Origin of the sequence: Kineococcus rhizosphaerae (genome assembly GCF_003002055.1) — a bacterium.
Lineage (GTDB): Bacteria > Actinomycetota > Actinomycetes > Actinomycetales > Kineococcaceae > Kineococcus > Kineococcus rhizosphaerae.
Map to the genome: position 1 here is coordinate 352,240 of NZ_PVZF01000002.1, position 19,001 is coordinate 371,240.

The window sequence follows — 19,001 nt, forward strand, 5'->3', positions numbered from 1 at the left end:
TGCCGGACACCCGACGGGTGGGGTCCAGTAGCCTCGCGCGCATGGCGGACACCTTGCGACTGGCAGTCATCCCCGGCGACGGCATCGGCCAGGAGGTGACGGTCGAGGCGCTGAAGGTCCTCGCAGCCGTGCTCGACGGGTCCGGGCACCGGGTCGAGACCACCGAGTACGACCTCGGCGCCCGCCTCTACCACCGCACCGGCGAGACCCTGCCCGACAGCGTGCTCGAGGAGGTGCGCGGCCACGACGCCATCCTGCTCGGCGCCATCGGCGACCCCAGCGTCCCCTCCGGCGTCCTGGAGCGCGGGCTGCTGCTGAAGCTGCGCTTCGCCCTGGACCACTACGTCAACCTGCGCCCCTCCAAGCTGTTCCCGGGGGTCCCGACGCCACTGGCCGACCCCGGCGAGATCGACTTCGTCGTCGTGCGCGAGGGCACCGAGGGGCCCTACGTCGGCAACGGCGGGGCGGTGCGCGTCGGCACCCCGCACGAGATCGCCACCGAGGTCAGCGTCAACACCGCCTTCGGCGTCGAACGCGTCGTGCGGGACGGTTTCGCGCGCGCCGCGGCCCGCCCCCGCAAGAAGCTGACGCTGGTCCACAAGCACAACGTCCTCGTCCACGCCGGTCACCTGTGGCGCCGGACCGTCGAGGCCGTCGCCGCCGAGTTCCCCGACGTCGCCGTCGACTACCTGCACGTCGACGCCGCGACGATCTTCCTGGTCACCGACCCCTCGCGCTTCGACGTGATCGTCACCGACAACCTCTTCGGCGACATCCTCACCGACCTCGCCGCCGCGGTCACCGGCGGCATCGGGCTGGCGGCGTCCGGCAACGTCAACCCCGACCGGACCACCCCGAGCATGTTCGAACCCGTCCACGGCACGGCCCCCGACATCGCCGGGCAGCAGATCGCCGACCCGACCGCGGCGGTGCTCTCGGTGGCCCTGCTGCTGGACCACCTGGGCCTGGGCGACGCCGCGGCCCGCGTCGACGCCGCCGTCACCGCCGACCTGGCCCGCCGTGCCGCCGGGGAGGTCGGGGCCCGTCCCACGGCCGCCGTCGGGGACGCGCTGGCCGCCGCGGTCGTCGCCTGAGGGCGGGGTACCGTCGGACCACCCGTTCTTTCACGACTGAGGAGCACGCATGACCGCCACGCCGACCGCTGGGTTGACGTTCCCCGTGACGCCGTCGGCGGTGCCGGTCTCGGAGCAGCGCCGGGCCGAGATCCTGGCGGCGCCCGGGTTCGGGAAGTTCTTCACCGACCACATGGCGGTGGCGACCTGGACGCAGGGCGCCGGCTGGCACGACGCGGCCGTCGTCCCCTACGGCCCGCTCCAGCTCGACCCGGCCGCGGCGGTGCTGCACTACGCGCAGGAGATCTTCGAAGGTCTCAAGGCCTACCGGCACGCCGACGGCTCGGTCTGGACGTTCCGCCCCGAGGCCAACGCCGCGCGCCTGGCCCGCTCGGCGCGCCGCCTCGCGCTGCCCGAGATCAGCGAGGAGATGTTCCTCGAGGCCATCACCCAGCTCGTGCGGGCCGACGAGGCGTGGGTGCCCTCCGGCGGGGAGAGCTCGCTGTACCTGCGCCCCTTCGTCATCGCCACGGAGGCCTTCCTCGGCGTGCGTGCCGCGCACGAGGTGAAGTTCCTCGTCATCGCCTCCCCGGCGGGCGCGTACTTCCCCGGGGGCGTGAAACCCGTCTCCATCTGGTTGTCGCAGCACTACACCCGCGCCGCGGTGGGCGGCACGGGGGCGGCCAAGTGCGGCGGGAACTACGCCGCCAGCCTCCTGGCCCAGAACGAGGCGAGCGAGAACGGGTGCGACCAGGTCTGCTTCCTGGACGCGGCCGAGAACCGCTTCGTCGAGGAACTCGGCGGGATGAACCTCTACTTCGTCCACGACGACGGCTCGATCGTCACCCCCGAGCTCACCGGGACGATCCTGGAGGGCATCACCCGCGACTCGATCGTCGAACTGGCCCGCGACCTCGGCCACGAGGTGAGCGAGCGGCGCATCAGCATCGACGAGTGGCGCGAGGGCGTGGCGTCGGGCCGCATCACCGAGGTGTTCGCCTGCGGGACCGCCGCGGCCGTGACGCCCGTCGGCAAGCTCGTCTCGCCCGAGGGTGAGCTGGTCCACGGCGGCGGTGTCGCCGGCGAGGTGACGATGAAGATCCGCAACACCCTGCTGGACCTGCAGTACGGCCGGACGCAGGACACCCACGGCTGGCTGCACCGCATCGTCTGAGCCGCGCCCGGCCCCGGGTCCGAACCCCGGTCCGAACCCCGGGACCGACCCGCGGGCCGGATCACTAGGGTGAACCCATGCGCATCGCCAGGTTCACGTCCGGTGGTTCCGACCCGCGGTTCGGCGTCGTGGAGGGCGCGCCGGGCGAGGAGGAGATCCTCGTCGTCAGCGGCGATCCGCTGTTCTCCCCGCTGAACCCCACGGGCGAACGCGTCCCGCTCGTCGACGCCCGGCTGCTGGCGCCGGTCATCCCGCGCTCGAAGGTCCTGGGCGTCGGGCGCAACTACGCCGCGCACGCCGCCGAGCTCGGCAACGAGGTGCCGGCCGAACCGCTCGTGTTCACCGTCCCCAACACCTCCGTCGCCGGACCCGGTGACCCGCTGGTGATCCCGGCGTGGGCGGGGGAGGAGCTGCACTACGAGGGCGAGCTCGCGATCGTCATCCGGCGCATCTGCAAGGACGTGCCGCAGGAGCGCGTCGCGGAGGTGGTCTACGGCTACACCATCGCCAACGACATCACCGCCCGCACGCTGCAGGAGAAGGACAAGCAGTGGTGGCGGGCCAAGGGCGCGGACGGCTTCACGCCGCTCGGGCCGTGGATCGAGACCGACCTCGACCCCGCGGACCTGCGCATCGAGACGCGACGGGTCACCGGCGAGGACGTCGAGGTCGTCCAGGACGGCCGGACCTCCCTCATGGTCCACGACATCCCCGCGATCGTCGCGCACCTGTCCTCGGCCATGACCCTGCTGCCCGGTGACGTGATCATGACGGGCACCCCCGCCGGGGTCGGCCCGGTGCGGGCCGGTCAGCGCGTCGAGGTCGAGATCGAGGGCATCGGCACCCTGTCGACGACGTTCACCGCCCCCGAGTGAGCGGGGGCGGTCCCCGGCCGCGTCAGCGCGTCGTGGGCTGGGCGATCGCGAGCGTGAGGCTGTCCGTCGCCGTCTGCTTGGAGTAGTCGGCGGCGCCCGGGGCGCTCTGCTCGAGCACGTCGTAGCTGATGAGCAGCTCGACGCTGCGGGTGCCGGCCGGCACGGCGGGGATCACGAACGACGTCGAGTACGCGTACGGCGCCATCGCGAGGTAGCCCGGGGTCTGCCGGGAGGTGTCCTGGACGGTCGCCCCGGTGGTCTCGGTGCCGTCCGCGGCGACCAGGGAGCTCGTGACCGTGAAGTTGCTGACGTAGGCCTTCTGCTGCTTCTTCGCCGTCCCCAGGTTCGGGCCGGTGATGGTGGCGGCGAGTTGGACCGGCTTGGCGGCCTCGGCCGTCCACGCGCCCATGTCCAGCGTCGACCAGTAGTTCACGGCCAGGGTCATCCCGCCGGCCTGCAGCTCGTGGTGGGCCGAACCGAGCGCCAGGTCGTTCTGCACGGGGACGACGGCCACCGGCGTCGGCGTCGCGGTCGGCGTCGCGGTGCTCGTGGCGGCCGCGGCGGGGGCGGGGGTGAGCCCGGCGGCCGCCTGGACGGAACCGCAGCCGGTCAGGGCGGCCAGCGGCAGCAGCAGGCCGGCGGCGGCGACGAGCGTCTTGGTGGGGCGCGAGGTCATCACGGGTTCTCCTGGGCGGCGGTCAGGCGGGGGACTGTCTCGACGACGTTGACACGCGTGACGCTGCGTGAGCAGCGTCGTCACCTCAACGGCGGATCGGTCACGGGGAGCAACCACCCTGCTGGGCGCACCCGCCACGGGCGGGCTCACCCGAATAGGCTGGGCGGGCCATGACTGAGACCCCCGCCCCCACACCGTCCGCCCCCACCCCGTCCGTGCCCGCCCCGGGCAGCTCGCCCGTCCGGGTCCGCTTCTGCCCCTCGCCGACCGGCACCCCGCACGTCGGGCTCATCCGGACCGCGCTGTTCAACTGGGCGTACGCCCGGCACACGGGCGGCAGGCTCGTGTTCCGCATCGAGGACACCGACGCGGCGCGCGACTCCGAGGAGAGCTACGCCCAGATCCTCGACGCCCTGGACTGGCTCGGCCTGGACTGGGACGAGGGCATCGGCGTCGGCGGCCCGCACGAGCCGTACCGGCAGTCCCAGCGCCGTCCGCTGTACGACGACGTCGTGGCGCGGCTGAAGGAGGCGGGCCACCTGTACGAGTCCTTCTCGACGGCCGAGGAGATCGAGGCCCGGCACGAGGCCGCCGGCCGCCCGAAGGTGCTGGGCTACGACGGTTTCGACCGTGACCTGAGCGCCGAGCAGGTCGCCGCGTTCCGCGCCGAGGGCCGCGAGCCCACCCTGCGGCTGCGGCTGCCGCAGGGGCGCGACTACTCCTTCGACGACCTCGTGCGCGGGCGCATCGAGTTCAAGGCCGGCTCGTTCCCCGACCCCGTCCTCGTGCGCGCCAACGGCGACCCGCTCTACACGCTGGTCAACCCCGTCGACGACGCGCTCATGGGCATCACCCACGTCCTGCGCGGCGAGGACCTGCTGTCGTCCACGCCGCGGCAGGTCGCGCTGTACGAGGCGCTCGTGGACATCGGGGTGGCGCAGGCCGTCCCGCGCTTCGGGCATCTGCCCTACGTCATGGGGGAGGGCAACAAGAAGCTGTCCAAGCGCGACCCGGAGTCCAACCTCTTCCACCACCGCGACCGGGGCTTCATCCGCGAGGGGCTGCTGAACTACCTGGCGCTGCTGGGCTGGGGCATCGCCGACGACCGCGACCTGTTCAGCGTCGACGAGCTCGTCGCGGCGTTCGACGTGGCCGACGTCAACGCCTCCCCGGCGCGCTTCGACGTCGTCAAGGCCGAGGCGATCAACGCCGCGCACCTGCGGCTGCTGGCGCCGGAGGACTTCCGGGCGCGGCTGGTCCCCTACCTGCAGGCGGGGGGCGTGCTGCCGCAGGAGCCGAGCGCCGACCAGCTCGAGCGGCTGGCGGCGGGGGCGCCGCTGGTGCAGGAGCGCATGACGCTGCTCGGGCAGGCCCCCGGCATGCTCGGGTTCCTGTTCGTCGACGACGCCGACGTGGCCCTGGAGGAGGCGGCCGTCGCGGCGCTGCGGCCCGAGGCCGCGGACGTGCTGGACGCCTCCCTGGCCGCCCTGGAGGCGCTGCCGGAGTGGACCACCGCCGCCCTGGAGGCCGCGCTGCGGGCCGCCGTCGTCGACGGTCTGGGGGTCAAGCCCAAGTTCGCCTTCGCGCCGCTGCGCACGGCGGTGACGGGACGGCGCGTCTCGCCGCCCCTGTTCGAGTCCATGGAGATCATCGGGCGGGACTCCTCGCTGGCCCGCCTGCGCCGGCTGCGCGCCACGCTCTGAACCGGGTCCCGGCGGCCCGACGGGCCGCCGGGGCACCGATTTGGGAAGCGGGCCGCGGACCGGCTAGAGTTCATCTCGTTCGGGCGGTCCGCCGCCCGGGTGCAACACCATGGGGTATGGTGTAATTGGCAACACGGCTGATTCTGGTTCAGTTGTTCTAGGTTCGAGTCCTGGTACCCCAGCGCTTGTCCAGCAAGCTAGGGCCCCGTTGTGTAGCGGCCTAGCACGCCGCCCTCTCACGGCGGTAGCGCGGGTTCGAATCCCGTCGGGGCTACAGACGAGGCCCCCGGTCACCGACCGGGGGCCTCTTCCTTTTGTGCGGCAAGCCCTCAGCCGGCCGGTGTGAGCGCGGCCGTGAAGGCCGCGGCGGTCGACAGCACCGCGTCGGCGTGCCGGCGGCCCGGGTGCCGCCCGAACCGCTCCGCCGGTCCCGAGACCGACACCGCCGCCAGCACGCGCCCCGAGGGCCCGCGCACGGGCGCGCTGACCGAGGCCACCCCCGCCTCCCGCTCGCCGCTGGAGTGCGCCCAGCCGCGCCGGCGGACGCCCGACAGGACGCTCGCGTCGAAGCGGGAGCCGAGCAGCTCCACCGACAGCCGCTCGGGGTCGTCCCAGGCGACGAGCACCTGCGCGGCGGACCCGGCGTGCATGGTCATGGACGAGCCGACGGGGACGGTGTCGCGCAGGCCGTGCAGCCGTTCGGCCGCGGCGATGCAGACGCGGTGCTCCCCGTGCCGGCGGTACAGCTGCGCGCTCTCGCCCGTGGCGTCGCGCAGGGCGGTCAGCAGGGGCCCGGCGACGGCGACGAGGCGGTCCTCACCCGCGGCGGCCGCGAGCTCGGCGTGCCGGGCCCCCAGGACGAAGCGGCCCTGCAGGTCGCGGCTGACGAGGCGGTGGTGCTCCAGGGCTACCGCGAGGCGGTGCGCGGTGGGACGGGCCAGGCCGGTCGTCGTCACCAGCTGGGCCAGGCTCGCGGGCCCGGCCTCGAGGGCGTCCAGGACCAGCACGGCCTTGTCCAGGACGCCGACTCCGCTACTCTTGTCCACGAAGCGATACTGGCGTCTCAATCCGTGAGACGCAAGAGGGGAGCCGGTCATGGGACGCACGCTGGCGCAGAAGGTCTGGGACGACCACGTCGTCCGCCGGGGCGAGGACGGGGAACCGGACCTGCTCTTCATCGACCTGCACCTGGTCCACGAGGTGACGAGCCCGCAGGCCTTCGACGGCCTGCGGATGGCCGGACGCCCCGTCCGGCGCCTCGACCTCACCATCGCGACCGAGGACCACAACACCCCGACCGCCGACATCCAGCGGCCGCTGTCCCTGCTGGAGGACAAGACCTCCGCCAAGCAGCTGCAGACGCTGCGCGACAACTGCGCCGAGTTCGGCGTCCGGCTGCACCCCCTCGGCGACGCCGAGCAGGGCATCGTCCACGTCGTCGGCCCGCAGCTGGGGCTGACCCAGCCCGGCATGACCGTCGTGTGCGGGGACTCGCACACCTCCACTCACGGCGCGTTCGGGTCCCTGGGCATGGGGATCGGCACCAGCGAGGTCGAGCACGTCCTGGCCACCCAGACCCTGCCGCTCAAACCCTTCCGCACCATGGCGATCACGGTGGACGGGCAGCTCAAGCCCGGCACCACGGCCAAGGACATCATCCTGGCCGTCATCGCCGAGATCGGCACCGGCGGCGGCCAGGGCTACGTCCTGGAGTACCGCGGCGAGGCCATCCGGGGTCTGTCGATGGAGGGCCGGATGACCATCTGCAACATGTCGATCGAGGCCGGAGCACGCGCCGGCATGGTCGCCCCCGACGACACCACCTTCGAGTACCTCAAGGGCCGCCCGCACGCCCCGCAGGGCGAGGACTGGGACGCGGCCGTGGCCTACTGGCGGACCCTGGCGACCGACGAGGACGCCGAGTTCGACGCCGAGGTCGTCCTCGACGGCGCCGCGCTCGAACCCTTCGTCACCTGGGGCACCAACCCCGGCCAGGGCGTCCCGCTGTCCGGTTCCGTCCCGGTCCCCGACCGCATCGGCGACGACGGCGTCCGCCAGGGCGTCGAGCGCGCCCTGGAGTACATGGGCCTGGAGGGCGGGACGCCCATGCGCGACATCGCCGTCGACACCGTGTTCCTGGGCTCGTGCACCAACAGCCGCATCGAGGACCTGCGCGCCGCCGCCGACGTGGTGCGCGGGCGCAAGAAGGCCGACTCGGTCCGCATGATGGTCGTCCCCGGCTCCGCGAAGGTCCGGCTGCAGGCCGAGGCCGAGGGTCTGGACACGGTCTTCAAGGAGTTCGGCGCCGACTGGCGGTTCGCGGGGTGCTCGATGTGCCTGGGCATGAACCCCGACCAGCTCGCCCCGGGGGAGCGCTGCGCGTCCACCTCGAACCGCAACTTCGAGGGCCGGCAGGGCAAGGGCGGGCGCACGCACCTGGTCTCGCCCCTGGTGGCCGCGGCCACCGCCGTGCGGGGGACGCTCAGTTCCCCGGCCGACCTCGACCCCGTGAACGCCTGATCCGACGACTGCGAGGAGCACCACCGTGGAGAAGTTCACCGTCCACCGCGGGGTCGGCGTCCCGTTGCGCCGCACCGACGTCGACACCGACCAGATCATCCCCGCCGTGTACCTCAAGCGGGTCACCAAGACCGGCTTCGAGGACGCCCTGTTCGCCGGGTGGCGCACCGACCCGAACTTCGTGCTGAACCAGGAGCCCTATCGCCCCGGGTCCGTGCTCGTGGCCGGCAAGGACTTCGGCACGGGCTCCAGCCGTGAGCACGCCGTTTGGGCGTTGCGCGACTACGGCTTCAAGGCCGTCCTCGCACCGCGGTTCGCCGACATCTTCCGCGGCAACTCCGGCAAGCAGGGGCTGCTCGCGGCCGTCGTCGAGCAGAGCGACATCGACCTCATCTGGAAGGCGCTGGAAGCGCACCCGGGCACCGAGGTGACCGTCGACCTCGTCGAGCGGATCGTCCAGGTCGACGACTTCACCGCCCCCTTCGAGGTCGACGAGTACGTGCGCTGGCGGCTCATGGAGGGGCTGGACGACATCAGCCTGACCCTGCGCCACGCCGACGCGATCGCCGACTTCGAGACCCGCCGGCCGTCGTTCAAGCCCACGACGACCCCGCTGACCCCGACCGCCTGACCGGTCCGGACCCCGGCCCCGGCACCCGCTGCAGCACAGCGGGACCGGGGCCGTTCTGCGTCCTGAGCCGTTGGGGGGCAACGACTCCCGCGGTGGTCCCGCGCGGTGCGTCCTCGCCCGCAGGAGCCGTGCGGAAGGCCCTGCGGCGCAGGGCGCCGAGAACTTTCGGAGATGAGGTGTGCTGCGGCACAACGACTCGCCGCCACACCGGTGGTGGACTCCGGTGATCCCCGGTCGTACCGTTTCCCCGTCGGGCTCCTGCTCGGCCCTGCGCGACCCGTTGCGCGAGGAGATGTTCGGTACGCACGCCGCCCGGTGTCCCCCAGAAGGAGCCCCCCGTGAACAAGGCAGAGATCGTCGACGCGCTCGAGGCTCAGCTCGGCGGCCGCAAGCAGGCCGTCACCGCCGTCGAGGCCTTCGTCGAGCTGATCACCGTCACCGTCGCCAAGGGTGACAAGGTCGCGATCAGCGGCTTCGGCACCTTCGAGAAGCAGGCGCGCAACGCCCGCACGGGCCGCAACCCGCGCACCGGCGAGGCCGTCAAGATCAAGAAGACGTCCGTCCCGCGCTTCCGCCCGGGCACGGCCTTCAAGGAGGTCGTCTCCGACACCAAGGCGCTGCGCGCCTACCAGGCCGCGGCCAAGGAACGTGCGGCGGGCACCACCGCGGCCCCGGCCACCACGACCGCGGCGGCCAAGAAGGCCGCCCCGGCGGCCCGCACCACCACCACCGCCGCTGCGAAGAAGACCGCGCCGGCCGCTGCGAAGAAGGCCGCCCCGGCGGCCCGCACCACGACCGCGGCGGCGAAGAAGGCCGCTCCGGCCACCAAGACCGCGACGACCACCCGTCGGGCGGCCAAGAAGGCGTGAGCTGGAGCTCCGGCTCCGTGGGCTGATCAGGGCCCGGTGTCCGCACCGAGCAGCCCGCACGCACGAGAGCGCCGACGCGACCAGGAACTCACCTGGCCGCGTCGGCGCTGTCGTGCTTCCCGGGACGGGTCAGTCGCGGAACGTCTCGATCTGCGCGCCGAGCGGGGTGAGGCGCTCGGCGAGCTGCTCGTAGCCGCGGGCGATGATGTCGACGTTGCGCAGCACCGAGGTGCCCTTGGCGGCCAGCATCGCCAGCAGCACCACGACGGCCGGGCGCAGCGCCGGCGGGCACACGACCTCGGCGCCGGACCAGCGCGTCGGGCCCTCCACGAGCACGCGGTGCGGGTCCAGCAGCTTCATGCGGGCCCCGAGCCGGTTGAGCTCGGTGAGGTAGATCGCGCGGTTGTCGTAGACCCAGTCGTGGACCGTCGTCGACCCCTCCGCGGTCGCCGCGATGACGGCGAAGAACGGCAGGTTGTCGATGTTCAGGCCCGGGAACGGCATCGGGTGGATCTTGTCGATGGGCGCCTTGAGCTCGGAGGGGTGGACGGTGATGTCCACCAGGCGGGTCCGGCCGTTGGCCGCGGTGTACTCCGGCGACAGGTCGTACTCCAGCCCCATCTCCGCCAGGATCGCCAGCTCGATCTCGAGGAACTCGATGGGCGCGCGGGTCACCGTGAGCTCGGAGTGCGTGATGATCGCGGCGGTCAGCAGGCTCATGGCCTCGACCGGGTCCTCCGAGGGGGCGTACTCGACGTCGACGGAGATGTCCGGGACGCCGTGCACGACCAGGGTGGTGGTGCCGATCCCCTCGATGCGCACGCCGAGCAGCTCCAGGAAGAAGCACAGGTCCTGGACCATGTAGTTCGGGCTGGCGTTGCGGATCGTCGTCACGCCGTCCATGCGCGCCGCGGCCATGAGCGCGTTCTCGGTGACCGTGTCCCCGCGCTCGGTCAGGACGATCGGGCGCTGCGGGGTGACGGAGCGGTCGACGCTCGCGTGGTAGAAGCCGGTGGTCGCCGTGACCTGCAACCCGAAGGGGCGCAGGGCGACCATGTGCGGTTCGACCGTGCGGGTGCCGAGGTCGCAGCCGCCGGCGTAGGGGAGGGCGAACTCCTCGTACCGGTGCAGCAGCGGCCCGAGCATCATGATGATCGAGCGGGTGCGGCGGGCGGTCTCGCCGTCCATCGCGTCCAGGTCGAGGTCGTTGGGGACGTCGAGGACGAGGTCGGCCTCGTTGATCCACTGGTACTTCACGCCGATGCTGGCCAGCACGTCGAGGATGCGGTGGATCTCGAGGATGCGCGCGACCCCGCGCAGCGTCGTGCGGCCCTTGTTCAGCAGGGCGGCGCACAGCAGGGCGACGCCGGCGTTCTTGCTGGACTTCACCGCGATGCTGCCGGACAGCTTCACGCCGCCGTGCACGCGCAGGTGGGTGGGCCCGGGCCGGCCGATGGAGACGATGTCGTCCTGCAGGGCGTGCCCGACCCGCTGCAGCATGTCGATGGAGACGTTCTGCTGGCCCTGCTCCATGCGGTGCACGGCGCTCTGGGACGTGCCCAGGCGCTCCGCGAGCTGGACCTGGGTCAGGCCCCGGTGCTTGCGGGCGTCACGGATGAGGGCGCCGATCTGCGACAGGTGGTCGCCGGTCTGCGTCATCTGCTCGGTGGAGACTGCCATGGGGGCCACGTTATCTCATGGATGAGATAGAGCCTGTCAAGGACCCGCACCGGGCGTGTCACACGCTTGCAGCGTGTCACACGCCCGGTCTGTTCCCCGGGGCTCAGCCCCGCGTGTCCCGAGCCGCGTCCAGCGCCGCGTCGAGCGCCGCGCTCAGGTCCCGCCACAGGTCCTCGACGTCCTCCACGCCCACCGACAGCCGCAGCAGGTCCACGGGCACGACGTGCGGCTCGCCCGCGTGCCGGCGGCGGCGCTCGACGAGCGACTCCACCCCACCCAGGCTGGTCGCCGGGACCCACAACCGCACCGCGTCGACGACCGCGTCGGCCCCCGCCGCCCCACCGGCGACCTCGATGGAGACCAGCGCCCCGAAGCCGAGCATCTGCTCCTTCGCCAGCGCGTGACCGGGGTCGGCGGGCAGCGAGGGGTGGCGCACCCGCGTCACCGCCGGGTGGTCCTGCAGGCGGCGGGCCAGGTCGGCGGCGTTGGCCTGCGCCCGTTCCAGGCGCAGCGGCAGCGTGCGCAGCCCGCGCAGGGCCAGGAACGCCTCCAGGGGCCCGGGGATCGCCCCGTGCAGCGTCCGGTGCGCCGCCAGGGCGGTCAGGAGCTGCTCGTCGCGCGCCACGACCGCGCCCAGGACGACGTCGGAGTGGCCCGAGAGGAACTTCGTCACCGAGTGCACGACGACGTCGGCGCCCAGGTCCAGCGGCCGCTGCAGCAGCGGGGTGGCGAAGGTGTTGTCCACCACGACGACGGCGCCGCGCTCGTGGCCCGCGGCGGCCAGGGCCGCGAGGTCGGCGACCTCCAGCAGCGGGTTCGTCGGGGACTCCAGCCACAGCACGACGGGGCTCTGCACGGACCCCAGGGCGGTGCGCACGGCGTCGACGTCGGTGATGTCGACCGGCTGCACGCTCAGCCGTCCCTGGGCCGCCAGCAGGCCCGTGAGGGAGTGCGTGCCGTTGTAGGCGCCGTGCGGGACCAGGACCGTGCCGTCGGCGGGCACCAGGTGCAGCGCGGCGGCCACGGCGGCCATGCCGGAGGCGAAGGTCAGCGCGCGCCCGCCCTCCAGTTCGCCGATCGCCGTCTCCAGCGCGGCCCACGTCGGGTTCCCGAACCGGCCGTAGCCCAGGTCGGCCGCGCCGAGGGAACCGCCGCCGACGTACGTCGCCGACAGGGACACGGGGGTGTTGAGCTCGCTGTCCAGCGCGCGGGCCGGTCGTCCGGAGACGACCGCGACGGTGTTGGGGGACAGCGGGGTGGGGGACACGTTCTCGGGCACGGGGGAACCCAACCACACCACGGGTATGGTCGGCGCCGATGAGCAGCCAGCCCAAGCCCCGCGTCGCCGTCGTCTTCGGTGGACGGTCCTCCGAGCACGCCATCAGCTGCGTGACCGCCGCCGGGGTCCTCGCGGCCCTGGACCGCGACGTCTACGACGTCGTGCCGATCGGCATCACGACCAGCGGCCGGTGGGTGCTCGTCGACGACGACCCCGCCCTGTTCCAGCTCGCCGACGGCAAGCTGCCCGAGGTCCCCGCGGCCGGGCCCTCGGTCGCGCTGGCGCAGGACGTGGAGTCGAAGGCGCTGCAGAGCGTCTCCGGCGAGGCCCTCGGCGGGCCCGTCGACGTCGTGCTGCCGCTGCTGCACGGCCCGTTCGGCGAGGACGGCACCCTGCAGGGCCTGCTGGAGCTGTCCGACACCCGGTACGTGGGCTCGGGGGTGCTGGCCTCGGCCGCCGGCATGGACAAGCAGGTCATGAAGCTCCTGCTGGCCGGTCAGGGGCTGCCCGTCGGGCCGTGGACGTCGTTCCGGGCCAGGCGCTGGGACACCGACCGCGACGCGGTCGTCGCCGAGGTCGAGGCCCTCGGGTACCCGGTGTTCGTCAAGCCCGCGCGCGCCGGGTCCAGCATCGGCATCAGCCGCGTCACCGGCCGCGACGGCCTGGAGGCCGCGGTGGCCGAGGCGGTCGCGCACGACCCCAAGGTCGTCGTCGAGGCCGCGCTGGCCGGGCGCGAGATCGAGTGCGGCGTCCTGGAGGACCTCGACGGCGGGGAACCGCTGACCAGCCTGCCCGGGGAGATCGAGGTCGTCGGCGGCCACGACTTCTACGACTTCGAGGCCAAGTACCTCGACTCCGCCAACGTGCGGCTGTCCTGCCCGGCGGACCTGCCCGCCGAGATCACCGCCGCCGTGCGGCGCACCGCGGTGCGGGTCTTCGAGGCCATGGGTGCCGAGGGCCTGGCCCGCGTCGACCTGTTCGTCGACCCCTCGCGGGGCGAGGACGGGATCGTCGTCAACGAGATCAACACCATGCCGGGGTTCACCCCGTTCTCGATGTACCCGCGGATGTGGGCGGCGACGGGCGTGGACTACCCCCAGCTCGTCGACCACCTGCTGCAGCTCGCGCTGCGCCGCCCGACGGGGTTGCGCTAGGCGTCAGAGGCAGGTGCGGGTCTGGCGGATCCGCGAGACCGGCGCCGCGAGGTCGACGAGCTGCGACGTCGCCTGGTCGCTGGTGATCCCGTCGCCGAACCGGACGGTGACCTCCACCGCCGGGGTCCGGCCGTAGGTCAGGAACCGCACGGCGCGCTCGTTCTCCGCGTCCTGCACCCAGTCCACGCTGGGCCCGGCGTCGGGGCCGACGGGGATGCACGCCTTCGTCGTCGGCCCCAGGACCAGTGCGCCGCAGCGCAGGACGACCTGGTCCTCGCCCCAGACGGCGACGCCCGCGGCTCCCTGCGGGGTGCGGCCCAGGCCCGCGAGCGTCTGCGGCAGCGCGGCCAGCAGCGGCGCGCAGGCGGGGTCGTCGGCGTCGGCGGCGGCCTCGACCCCGCGCGAGTTCGCGACGTAGGCCCACACGGCCGCGGCGGCCACGGCGACGACCACGAGGGCCACCACGAGCCGGTGCGCGGGGCGGGCGGGGGGTGCGGGCTGGGCGGGCATCGCCCCGTAGTGTGCCCGTCTCGGCTGTGACGGGAGGACGAGGGTTTGCGCGACGGTGACACCCTGCGGGTCGGCGACCTGGACGAGACCGACCTCCTGGCCCGGGTGGTGCCGCTCATGCCCACGCAGGCCCTCCTCGGGCCCGGGGACGACGCGGCGCTGGTGGCGGCCCCCGACGGGCGCGTCGTGGCGACCACGGACGTCCTGGTCGAACTGCGCGACTTCCGGCGCGACTGGTCCACCGGGGCCGACGTCGGCTGGAAGGCCGTGGCGCAGAACGTCGCCGACGTCGCCGCCATGGGGGCCCGGTGCTCGGGGCTGCTCATCGGCCTCGGGATGCCGGTCGACCTCGAGGTCGCCTGGGTGGAGGACTTCGCCGCCGGGGTCGCGGCCGCCTGCCGCGAGTTCGGCGCCGTCGTCGTGGGCGGGGACCTGTCCGCCGCCTCCGAGGTCGTCGTCGCCGTCACGGCGCTGGGCGACCTCGCCGGCCGCGCCCCCGTCCTGCGCTCGGGAGCCCGCCCGGGGCACGTCGTGGCCGTCGCCGGACGGCTGGGGCGGTCCGCGGCCGGGCTCGACCTGTTCCTGCGCGGCGTGCCCGACGGCCCGGCCGACCTGCTGGACGCGCACCGCCGGCCCCGCCCGCCCGTCGCCGCCGGACCCGCCGCCGCCGACGCGGGGGCCAGCGCGCTCATGGACGTCAGCGACGGCCTCGTGCGGGACGCGGGCCGGATCGCGCGGGCCAGCGGGGTGTGCCTGGAGCTGACCACGTCGGGGGCGCTGGGGGAGTGGATCACCGAGCTCGGGGACCCCGCGTTCGTGCTGACCGGCGGTGAGGACCACGCGCTGCTGGCCTGCTTCCCGCCCGACGCGGTGCTGCCCGGACCCTTCGTCGTCGTCGGGCGCGTCGGGCCGCGCGGAGCGGACCCGGTGCTCGTCGACGGGCGGGCCTGGACCGGCCCGGCCGGCTGGGACCACTTCGCGCGCTGAGGTGGACCACGACCCGGTTCGCGACGGAGCCCGGGAACGACGAAGGGCCGGATCCCGCAGGATCCGGCCCTCAGTCGATCTGGAAGGGGGTCAGCGCGTGACCTTGCCCGCCTTCAGGCAGGAGGTGCACACGTTGAGGCGCTTGGGAGAACCGTTCACGGTGGCCTTGACCCGCTGGATGTTCGGGAGCCACATGCGGTTGGTCCGCCGGTGCGAGTGCGAGACGCTCTTGCCGAAGCCAGGGCCCTTGGCGCAGACGTCACAGGTGGCAGCCACGGGGAACTCCTGAAGTCGAACGATCGTGCGGCCCCGACGGGACGCGCAGGTGCCGGCCTTCCGGACACCGTCGAACACCATAGCCGAGGACGGCCGCCCGGGTGAAACCGGCGCCCGCCCGGGCGCGTGTCGTCAAGCGCTGGCCCACCGGCCCCGATGCACCGGTGTGCCGTCGGGGAGCGCAACGCCGCCGGCCGCGCGGTCCCGGGGCCGGCGCGGCCCCCGTTGCGCTGCCCGCCGGGCGCACCCGCACGCCGGGCACCGGGCCCCCGCACCGGGCGGCAGCCGCTGGGGTGCCCGCGACCGCGTGGCCGCCGCCCGGGTCATCGGGCTCATGACGACGATCGGCAGCGCCTACGCCGTCGTCAACGGCCTGCTGTCCCCGCAGACGGTGGGGACCCGGCCCGGAGGCTGGGCCGCGATCCTCGGCGCCGTCGTCGTCGTGGCCTGCGGCGGGCTCGTCCTGCTGCTGCGGGCCCACCGGGCGCCGGCGATCGCCCCGGTGGTCCTCGGGCTGGTCTGCGGGGCCACGATGCTGCTGCTGTGCCTGTGGACGCGGGACGCCTCCTTCGGCGCCCAGATCTGCCTGGGGTGGCCCGCGCTGTTCGCCGCGTTCCACCTGCGTCCCCGGGGGGCGTGGCTGCTGACGCTGCAAGCCGTCGTCGGCGACGCCGTGCTGCTCGGCGTCGAGGAGGGCCTCGCCGGCGTCCTGCGCGACACCCCGGCCCACCTCGCGACGTTCGGCCTGGTCACCGCCCTGCTCACGACGGCGGGCGAACGGCAGGAGCGGCTCACGGCGAGGCTGCGCGCCGAGGCCGAGCAGGACGCGCTGACCGGGCTCCTGGCGCGGGGGGCCTTCGACCGCGCCCTGGCCGGGCACCTGGCGGACGGGACGGCCGCGGGACTGCTGCTCGTCGACGTCGACCGCTTCAAGGAGGTCAACGACACCCACGGCCACCCCGTGGGCGACGCCGTCCTGCGCGCGGTGGCCGCCGAGCTGCGCGCCGCCTGCCGCGAGCAGGACGTCGTGGCCCGCGTGGGCGGGGACGAGTTCGCCGTCGTGCTGGTCGCCGACCCCGGCGCCGACGGGGGGACGGACCGGGACCTGCGGGGCGTCGCCGACCGCTTCCACGCCGCCGTGCGGCGTTCCCACGTGCCGGCCGAGCCCGCGCGCCCGCTGTCCGTCAGCGTCGGGCTCGCCCGCGCCGGGGCGCACGAGCCGGCGCGCGGCCTCGTCGAGCGCGCCGACGCCGCGCTCTACGAGGCCAAGCGCGGTGGACGCGACCGCGTGGCCGAGGCCGTCCGGTAGGGCCCGGCGGGTAGCCTGCCGGGGTGGTTGACCTGGACGCCCCGCTGTCCAGCCTGCTGCCCGCGACGGGCGGCGGCAAGAAGTCCGACCCGGCGAAGTGGCTCGCCAACCTGGGCCTGGAGACGGGCCGGGACCTCCTGTGGCACCTGCCGCGCAAGTACGCCGACCGCGGGGCCCTGACCCCCATCCGCGACCTCGTCGTGGACGAGAACGTCACGATCCTGGCCGAGGTCGTCGCGGTCGCCGAACCGCAGTTCCTGCGGCAGAGGTCCGGGTCGCGGATGACGGTCACGCTCACCGACGGCCACGACGAGATCACCATGACCTTCTTCATGGCCAAGCCGTGGCAGTTCAAACCGCATCAGGACGCGCTGGAGGAGGGGCGCCTGGTGCTGGCCTCCGGCAAGGCCGGGCAGTTCAACGGCAGGTGGCAGCTGGCCAAGCCCGACTACGAGCTCCTGGACGACCCCGCCCAGGGCGTGGCGGCCGCCACGGCCGTCGACCGGCCGATCCCGCTGTACCCGGCGACGAAGGACTGCCCCAACTGGCTGGTCCGCGACAGCGTCGCGGCCCTGCTGGACCTGCTCGGGTCCTCGGCGCAGGGGCTGGAGGAGTTCCTGCCCACCGACGTCGTCGCCGCCGAGGGGCTGCCCGCGCCCCTGGACGCGCTGCGCCAGGTGCACCACCCGCTGAACCGCGCCGAGCTGGAGGCCGGGCAGCAGCGGCTGCGCTTCGAGGAGGCCTTCGTCCTGCAGACCGCCCTGGCGCTGCGCCGGGCCTCCACCGCCACCCAGCAGGCCATCGCGCGCAAGGCGAGCGCCGACGGCATCTCGGCCGCCTTCGACGAACGGCTGCCCTTCCCCCTGACCGGGTCGCAGCGCGCGGTCGGGGAGGAGATCGCCGCCGAGCTCGCCCGCCCCCACCCCATGCAGCGGCTCCTGCAGGGCGATGTCGGCTCGGGCAAGACGCTCGTGGCGCTGCGGGCCATGCTCACCGTCGTCGACGGCGGGGGCCAGGCCGCGCTGCTGGCGCCCACCGAGGTCCTCGCCGCCCAGCACCTGCGCTCGATCACCGCGATGCTCGGCGACCTCGCCGGCGGGGGGCTGCTCGGCGGGGACCCCCGCGGCACCCGGGTCGTGCTGCTGACGGGCTCGATGGGCGCGGCGGCCCGCCGCGAGGCGCTGCTGGCCGCGGCGAGCGGGGAGGCCGGCGTCGTCATCGGCACCCACGCCCTGCTGCAGGAGGGCGTGCAGTTCGCCGATCTCGGGCTCGTCGTCGTGGACGAGCAGCACCGGTTCGGCGTCGAGCAACGGGACGTGCTGCGGCGCAAGGGCAACGGCATCCCGCACCTGCTGGTGATGACGGCCACCCCGATCCCGCGGACCGTCGCCATGACCCTGTTCGGGGACCTGGAGACGTCGGTCCTGTCCGAACTGCCGCCCGGGCGCGCCGAGGTCCAGACCGTCGTGGTGCCCGTGGACCGCCCCGCCTGGGTCGACCGGACGTGGCACAAGATCGCCGAGGAGGCCGCCCTCGGACGGCAGGCCTACGTCGTCTGCGCGCGCATCGACACCGACGACGACGAGGTGGCCGACGGGACCGAGGAGGCGCCGCCGGAGGAGGAACCGGCCACCCCCAAGGGCGGGCGGCCCAAGCCCCGCCCCGCCGCGGCCGTCTCCCAGGTCGTCGAGGTCGTGCGCCAGCACCCCGCCACCTCGGGGCTGCGCATCGACGTCCTGCACGGCCGGCTCGCCCCGGCCGACAAGGACGACGTCATGTCCCGCTTCGCCGTCGGTGAGCTCGACGTCGTCGTCGCCACCACCGTCGTCGAGGTCGGCGTCGACGTGCCCAACGCCAGCGTCATGGTCGTCGTCGACGCCGACCGGTTCGGCATCTCCCAGCTGCACCAGCTGCGCGGGCGCATCGGCCGCGGCGGCCTGCCCGGGACCTGCCTGCTGCTGTCCGGGACCACCGAGGGCTCGCGCGCCGGGCGCCGCCTGGCCGCCCTGGCCCGCACCCGCGACGGGTTCGAGCTGGCCCGCCTCGACCTGCTCGAACGCCGCGAGGGCGACGTCCTCGGCTCGGCGCAGTCCGGGCAGCGCACCTCCCTGCAGCTGCTCGGCGTGCTGCAGCACAGCGAGATCATCGAACGGGCCCGCCACCGGGCCCGGCGCCTCGTGGAGGCCGACCCCGACCTGGCCGGTCACCCCGCGCTGGCCGCCGCGGTCTCGGCCCGCGTCACGGGCGACACCGAAGCCTTCCTCGGACGAGCGTGAACGGACGGG

At 73.9% G+C, this 19,001-nt stretch carries 17 protein-coding genes and 2 tRNA genes; 13 read left to right on the plus strand and 6 right to left on the minus strand.

Annotated features, from left to right (window positions below; all coding sequences use genetic code 11):
• Nucleotides 1-41: 41 nt before the first annotated feature.
• The 3 genes from CLV37_RS05860 to CLV37_RS05870 all read left to right on the plus strand — a co-directional run bounded on the left by CLV37_RS05860 (nt 42) and on the right by CLV37_RS05870 (nt 3,122).
• Entirely contained in the window at nt 42-1,094 is a 1,053-nt protein-coding gene (locus CLV37_RS05860; protein ID WP_106208064.1) for a 3-isopropylmalate dehydrogenase, read from the plus strand.
• A gap of 49 nt (nt 1,095-1,143) precedes the next feature.
• Nucleotides 1,144-2,247 carry a branched-chain amino acid aminotransferase gene (locus CLV37_RS05865; protein WP_106208066.1) on the plus strand — a complete coding sequence of 368 codons (1,104 nt, stop codon included), beginning with the start codon at nt 1,144-1,146 and terminating at the stop codon, nt 2,245-2,247.
• A gap of 77 nt (nt 2,248-2,324) precedes the next feature.
• The gene (locus CLV37_RS05870; RefSeq protein ID WP_106208068.1) at nt 2,325-3,122 is read left to right on the plus strand and encodes a fumarylacetoacetate hydrolase family protein; all 798 of its coding nucleotides are present in this window, start codon (nt 2,325-2,327) and stop codon (nt 3,120-3,122) included.
• 22 nt (nt 3,123-3,144) lie between these two features.
• Here CLV37_RS05870 and CLV37_RS05875 read toward each other — a convergent pair whose 3' ends face one another.
• Nucleotides 3,145-3,801, minus strand: a complete 657-nt coding sequence (locus CLV37_RS05875) for a hypothetical protein (protein WP_106208070.1) — start codon at nt 3,799-3,801, stop codon at nt 3,145-3,147.
• A 167-nt stretch (nt 3,802-3,968) separates the two neighbouring features.
• On the opposite strand from CLV37_RS05875, the gene gltX reads away from it, so the two are divergent.
• The 3 genes from gltX to CLV37_RS05890 all read left to right on the plus strand — a co-directional run bounded on the left by gltX (nt 3,969) and on the right by CLV37_RS05890 (nt 5,775).
• Nucleotides 3,969-5,501 (plus strand): glutamate--tRNA ligase, encoded by a 1,533-nt coding sequence (gene gltX, locus CLV37_RS05880; protein ID WP_106208072.1) that lies wholly within the window; start codon nt 3,969-3,971, stop codon nt 5,499-5,501.
• 110 nt (nt 5,502-5,611) lie between these two features.
• Nucleotides 5,612-5,683: transfer RNA gene (locus tag CLV37_RS05885), tRNA-Gln, on the plus strand.
• Nucleotides 5,684-5,702: 19 nt separating this feature from the next.
• Nucleotides 5,703-5,775 (plus strand) — tRNA-Glu (locus tag CLV37_RS05890).
• 55 nt (nt 5,776-5,830) lie between these two features.
• On the opposite strand, the gene CLV37_RS05895 is transcribed toward CLV37_RS05890, so the two are convergent.
• Nucleotides 5,831-6,547: an IclR family transcriptional regulator gene (locus tag CLV37_RS05895; protein ID WP_106208074.1), complete on the minus strand. Its 717-nt coding sequence runs from the start codon at nt 6,545-6,547 to the stop codon at nt 5,831-5,833.
• Nucleotides 6,548-6,596: 49 nt separating this feature from the next.
• On the opposite strand from CLV37_RS05895, the gene leuC reads away from it, so the two are divergent.
• The 3 genes from leuC to CLV37_RS05910 all read left to right on the plus strand — a co-directional run bounded on the left by leuC (nt 6,597) and on the right by CLV37_RS05910 (nt 9,521).
• Nucleotides 6,597-8,021, plus strand: a complete 1,425-nt coding sequence (gene leuC, locus CLV37_RS05900; protein ID WP_106208076.1) for a 3-isopropylmalate dehydratase large subunit — start codon at nt 6,597-6,599, stop codon at nt 8,019-8,021.
• Nucleotides 8,022-8,046: 25 nt separating this feature from the next.
• Nucleotides 8,047-8,652, plus strand: a complete 606-nt coding sequence (gene leuD / locus CLV37_RS05905) for a 3-isopropylmalate dehydratase small subunit (RefSeq protein WP_106208078.1) — start codon at nt 8,047-8,049, stop codon at nt 8,650-8,652.
• Between the two features lie 338 nt (nt 8,653-8,990).
• The gene (locus tag CLV37_RS05910; protein WP_106208080.1) at nt 8,991-9,521 is read left to right on the plus strand and encodes an HU family DNA-binding protein; all 531 of its coding nucleotides are present in this window, start codon (nt 8,991-8,993) and stop codon (nt 9,519-9,521) included.
• 129 nt (nt 9,522-9,650) lie between these two features.
• Here CLV37_RS05910 and CLV37_RS05915 read toward each other — a convergent pair whose 3' ends face one another.
• Both CLV37_RS05915 and CLV37_RS05920 read right to left on the minus strand, forming a co-directional pair.
• Entirely contained in the window at nt 9,651-11,180 is a 1,530-nt protein-coding gene (locus CLV37_RS05915) for a UDP-N-acetylglucosamine 1-carboxyvinyltransferase (RefSeq protein WP_170127100.1), read from the minus strand.
• Nucleotides 11,181-11,304: 124 nt separating this feature from the next.
• Entirely contained in the window at nt 11,305-12,480 is a 1,176-nt protein-coding gene (locus CLV37_RS05920; RefSeq protein ID WP_106208084.1) for a trans-sulfuration enzyme family protein, read from the minus strand.
• 38 nt (nt 12,481-12,518) lie between these two features.
• Here CLV37_RS05920 and CLV37_RS05925 point away from each other — a divergent pair, with 38 nt between their 5' ends.
• A complete protein-coding gene (locus CLV37_RS05925) occupies nt 12,519-13,634 on the plus strand; it encodes a D-alanine--D-alanine ligase family protein (RefSeq protein WP_106208086.1) in 1,116 nt (371 codons plus the stop codon).
• A gap of 3 nt (nt 13,635-13,637) precedes the next feature.
• Here the strand turns inward: CLV37_RS05925 and CLV37_RS05930 are convergent, their stop codons facing one another.
• Complete coding sequence (locus CLV37_RS05930) at nt 13,638-14,144, minus strand: DUF3515 family protein (RefSeq protein WP_106208088.1); 507 nt, start codon at nt 14,142-14,144, stop codon at nt 13,638-13,640.
• Nucleotides 14,145-14,189: 45 nt separating this feature from the next.
• Here CLV37_RS05930 and CLV37_RS05935 point away from each other — a divergent pair, with 45 nt between their 5' ends.
• Nucleotides 14,190-15,131 carry a thiamine-phosphate kinase gene (locus tag CLV37_RS05935; protein ID WP_245885267.1) on the plus strand — a complete coding sequence of 314 codons (942 nt, stop codon included), beginning with the start codon at nt 14,190-14,192 and terminating at the stop codon, nt 15,129-15,131.
• Nucleotides 15,132-15,221: 90 nt separating this feature from the next.
• On the opposite strand, the gene rpmB is transcribed toward CLV37_RS05935, so the two are convergent.
• Nucleotides 15,222-15,407 carry a 50S ribosomal protein L28 gene (gene rpmB / locus CLV37_RS05940; protein ID WP_106208090.1) on the minus strand — a complete coding sequence of 62 codons (186 nt, stop codon included), beginning with the start codon at nt 15,405-15,407 and terminating at the stop codon, nt 15,222-15,224.
• Between the two features lie 307 nt (nt 15,408-15,714).
• Between rpmB and CLV37_RS05945 the strand changes: the two genes are divergently transcribed.
• Together CLV37_RS05945 and CLV37_RS05950 are read left to right on the plus strand one after the other, a co-directional pair.
• Entirely contained in the window at nt 15,715-16,716 is a 1,002-nt protein-coding gene (locus CLV37_RS05945; RefSeq protein ID WP_106208092.1) for a GGDEF domain-containing protein, read from the plus strand.
• A gap of 23 nt (nt 16,717-16,739) precedes the next feature.
• Nucleotides 16,740-18,992: an ATP-dependent DNA helicase RecG gene (locus tag CLV37_RS05950; RefSeq protein ID WP_106208094.1), complete on the plus strand. Its 2,253-nt coding sequence runs from the start codon at nt 16,740-16,742 to the stop codon at nt 18,990-18,992.
• Nucleotides 18,993-19,001: the final 9 nt, after the last annotated feature.

Bases quoted from the DNA above. Each gene is read 5' to 3' on its own strand.
- CLV37_RS05915 (WP_170127100.1), bottom strand. From the start codon at position 11,180: ATGACGCAGACCGGCGACCACCTGTCGCAGATCGGCGCCCTCATCCGT.
- CLV37_RS05865 (WP_106208066.1), top strand. From the start codon at position 1,144: ATGACCGCCACGCCGACCGCTGGGTTGACGTTCCCCGTGACGCCGTCG.
- CLV37_RS05860 (WP_106208064.1), top strand. From the start codon at position 42: ATGGCGGACACCTTGCGACTGGCAGTCATCCCCGGCGACGGCATCGGC.
- leuC (WP_106208076.1), top strand. From the start codon at position 6,597: ATGGGACGCACGCTGGCGCAGAAGGTCTGGGACGACCACGTCGTCCGC.
- CLV37_RS05930 (WP_106208088.1), bottom strand. From the start codon at position 14,144: ATGCCCGCCCAGCCCGCACCCCCCGCCCGCCCCGCGCACCGGCTCGTG.
- gltX (WP_106208072.1), top strand. From the start codon at position 3,969: ATGACTGAGACCCCCGCCCCCACACCGTCCGCCCCCACCCCGTCCGTG.
- CLV37_RS05925 (WP_106208086.1), top strand. From the start codon at position 12,519: ATGAGCAGCCAGCCCAAGCCCCGCGTCGCCGTCGTCTTCGGTGGACGG.
- CLV37_RS05870 (WP_106208068.1), top strand. From the start codon at position 2,325: ATGCGCATCGCCAGGTTCACGTCCGGTGGTTCCGACCCGCGGTTCGGC.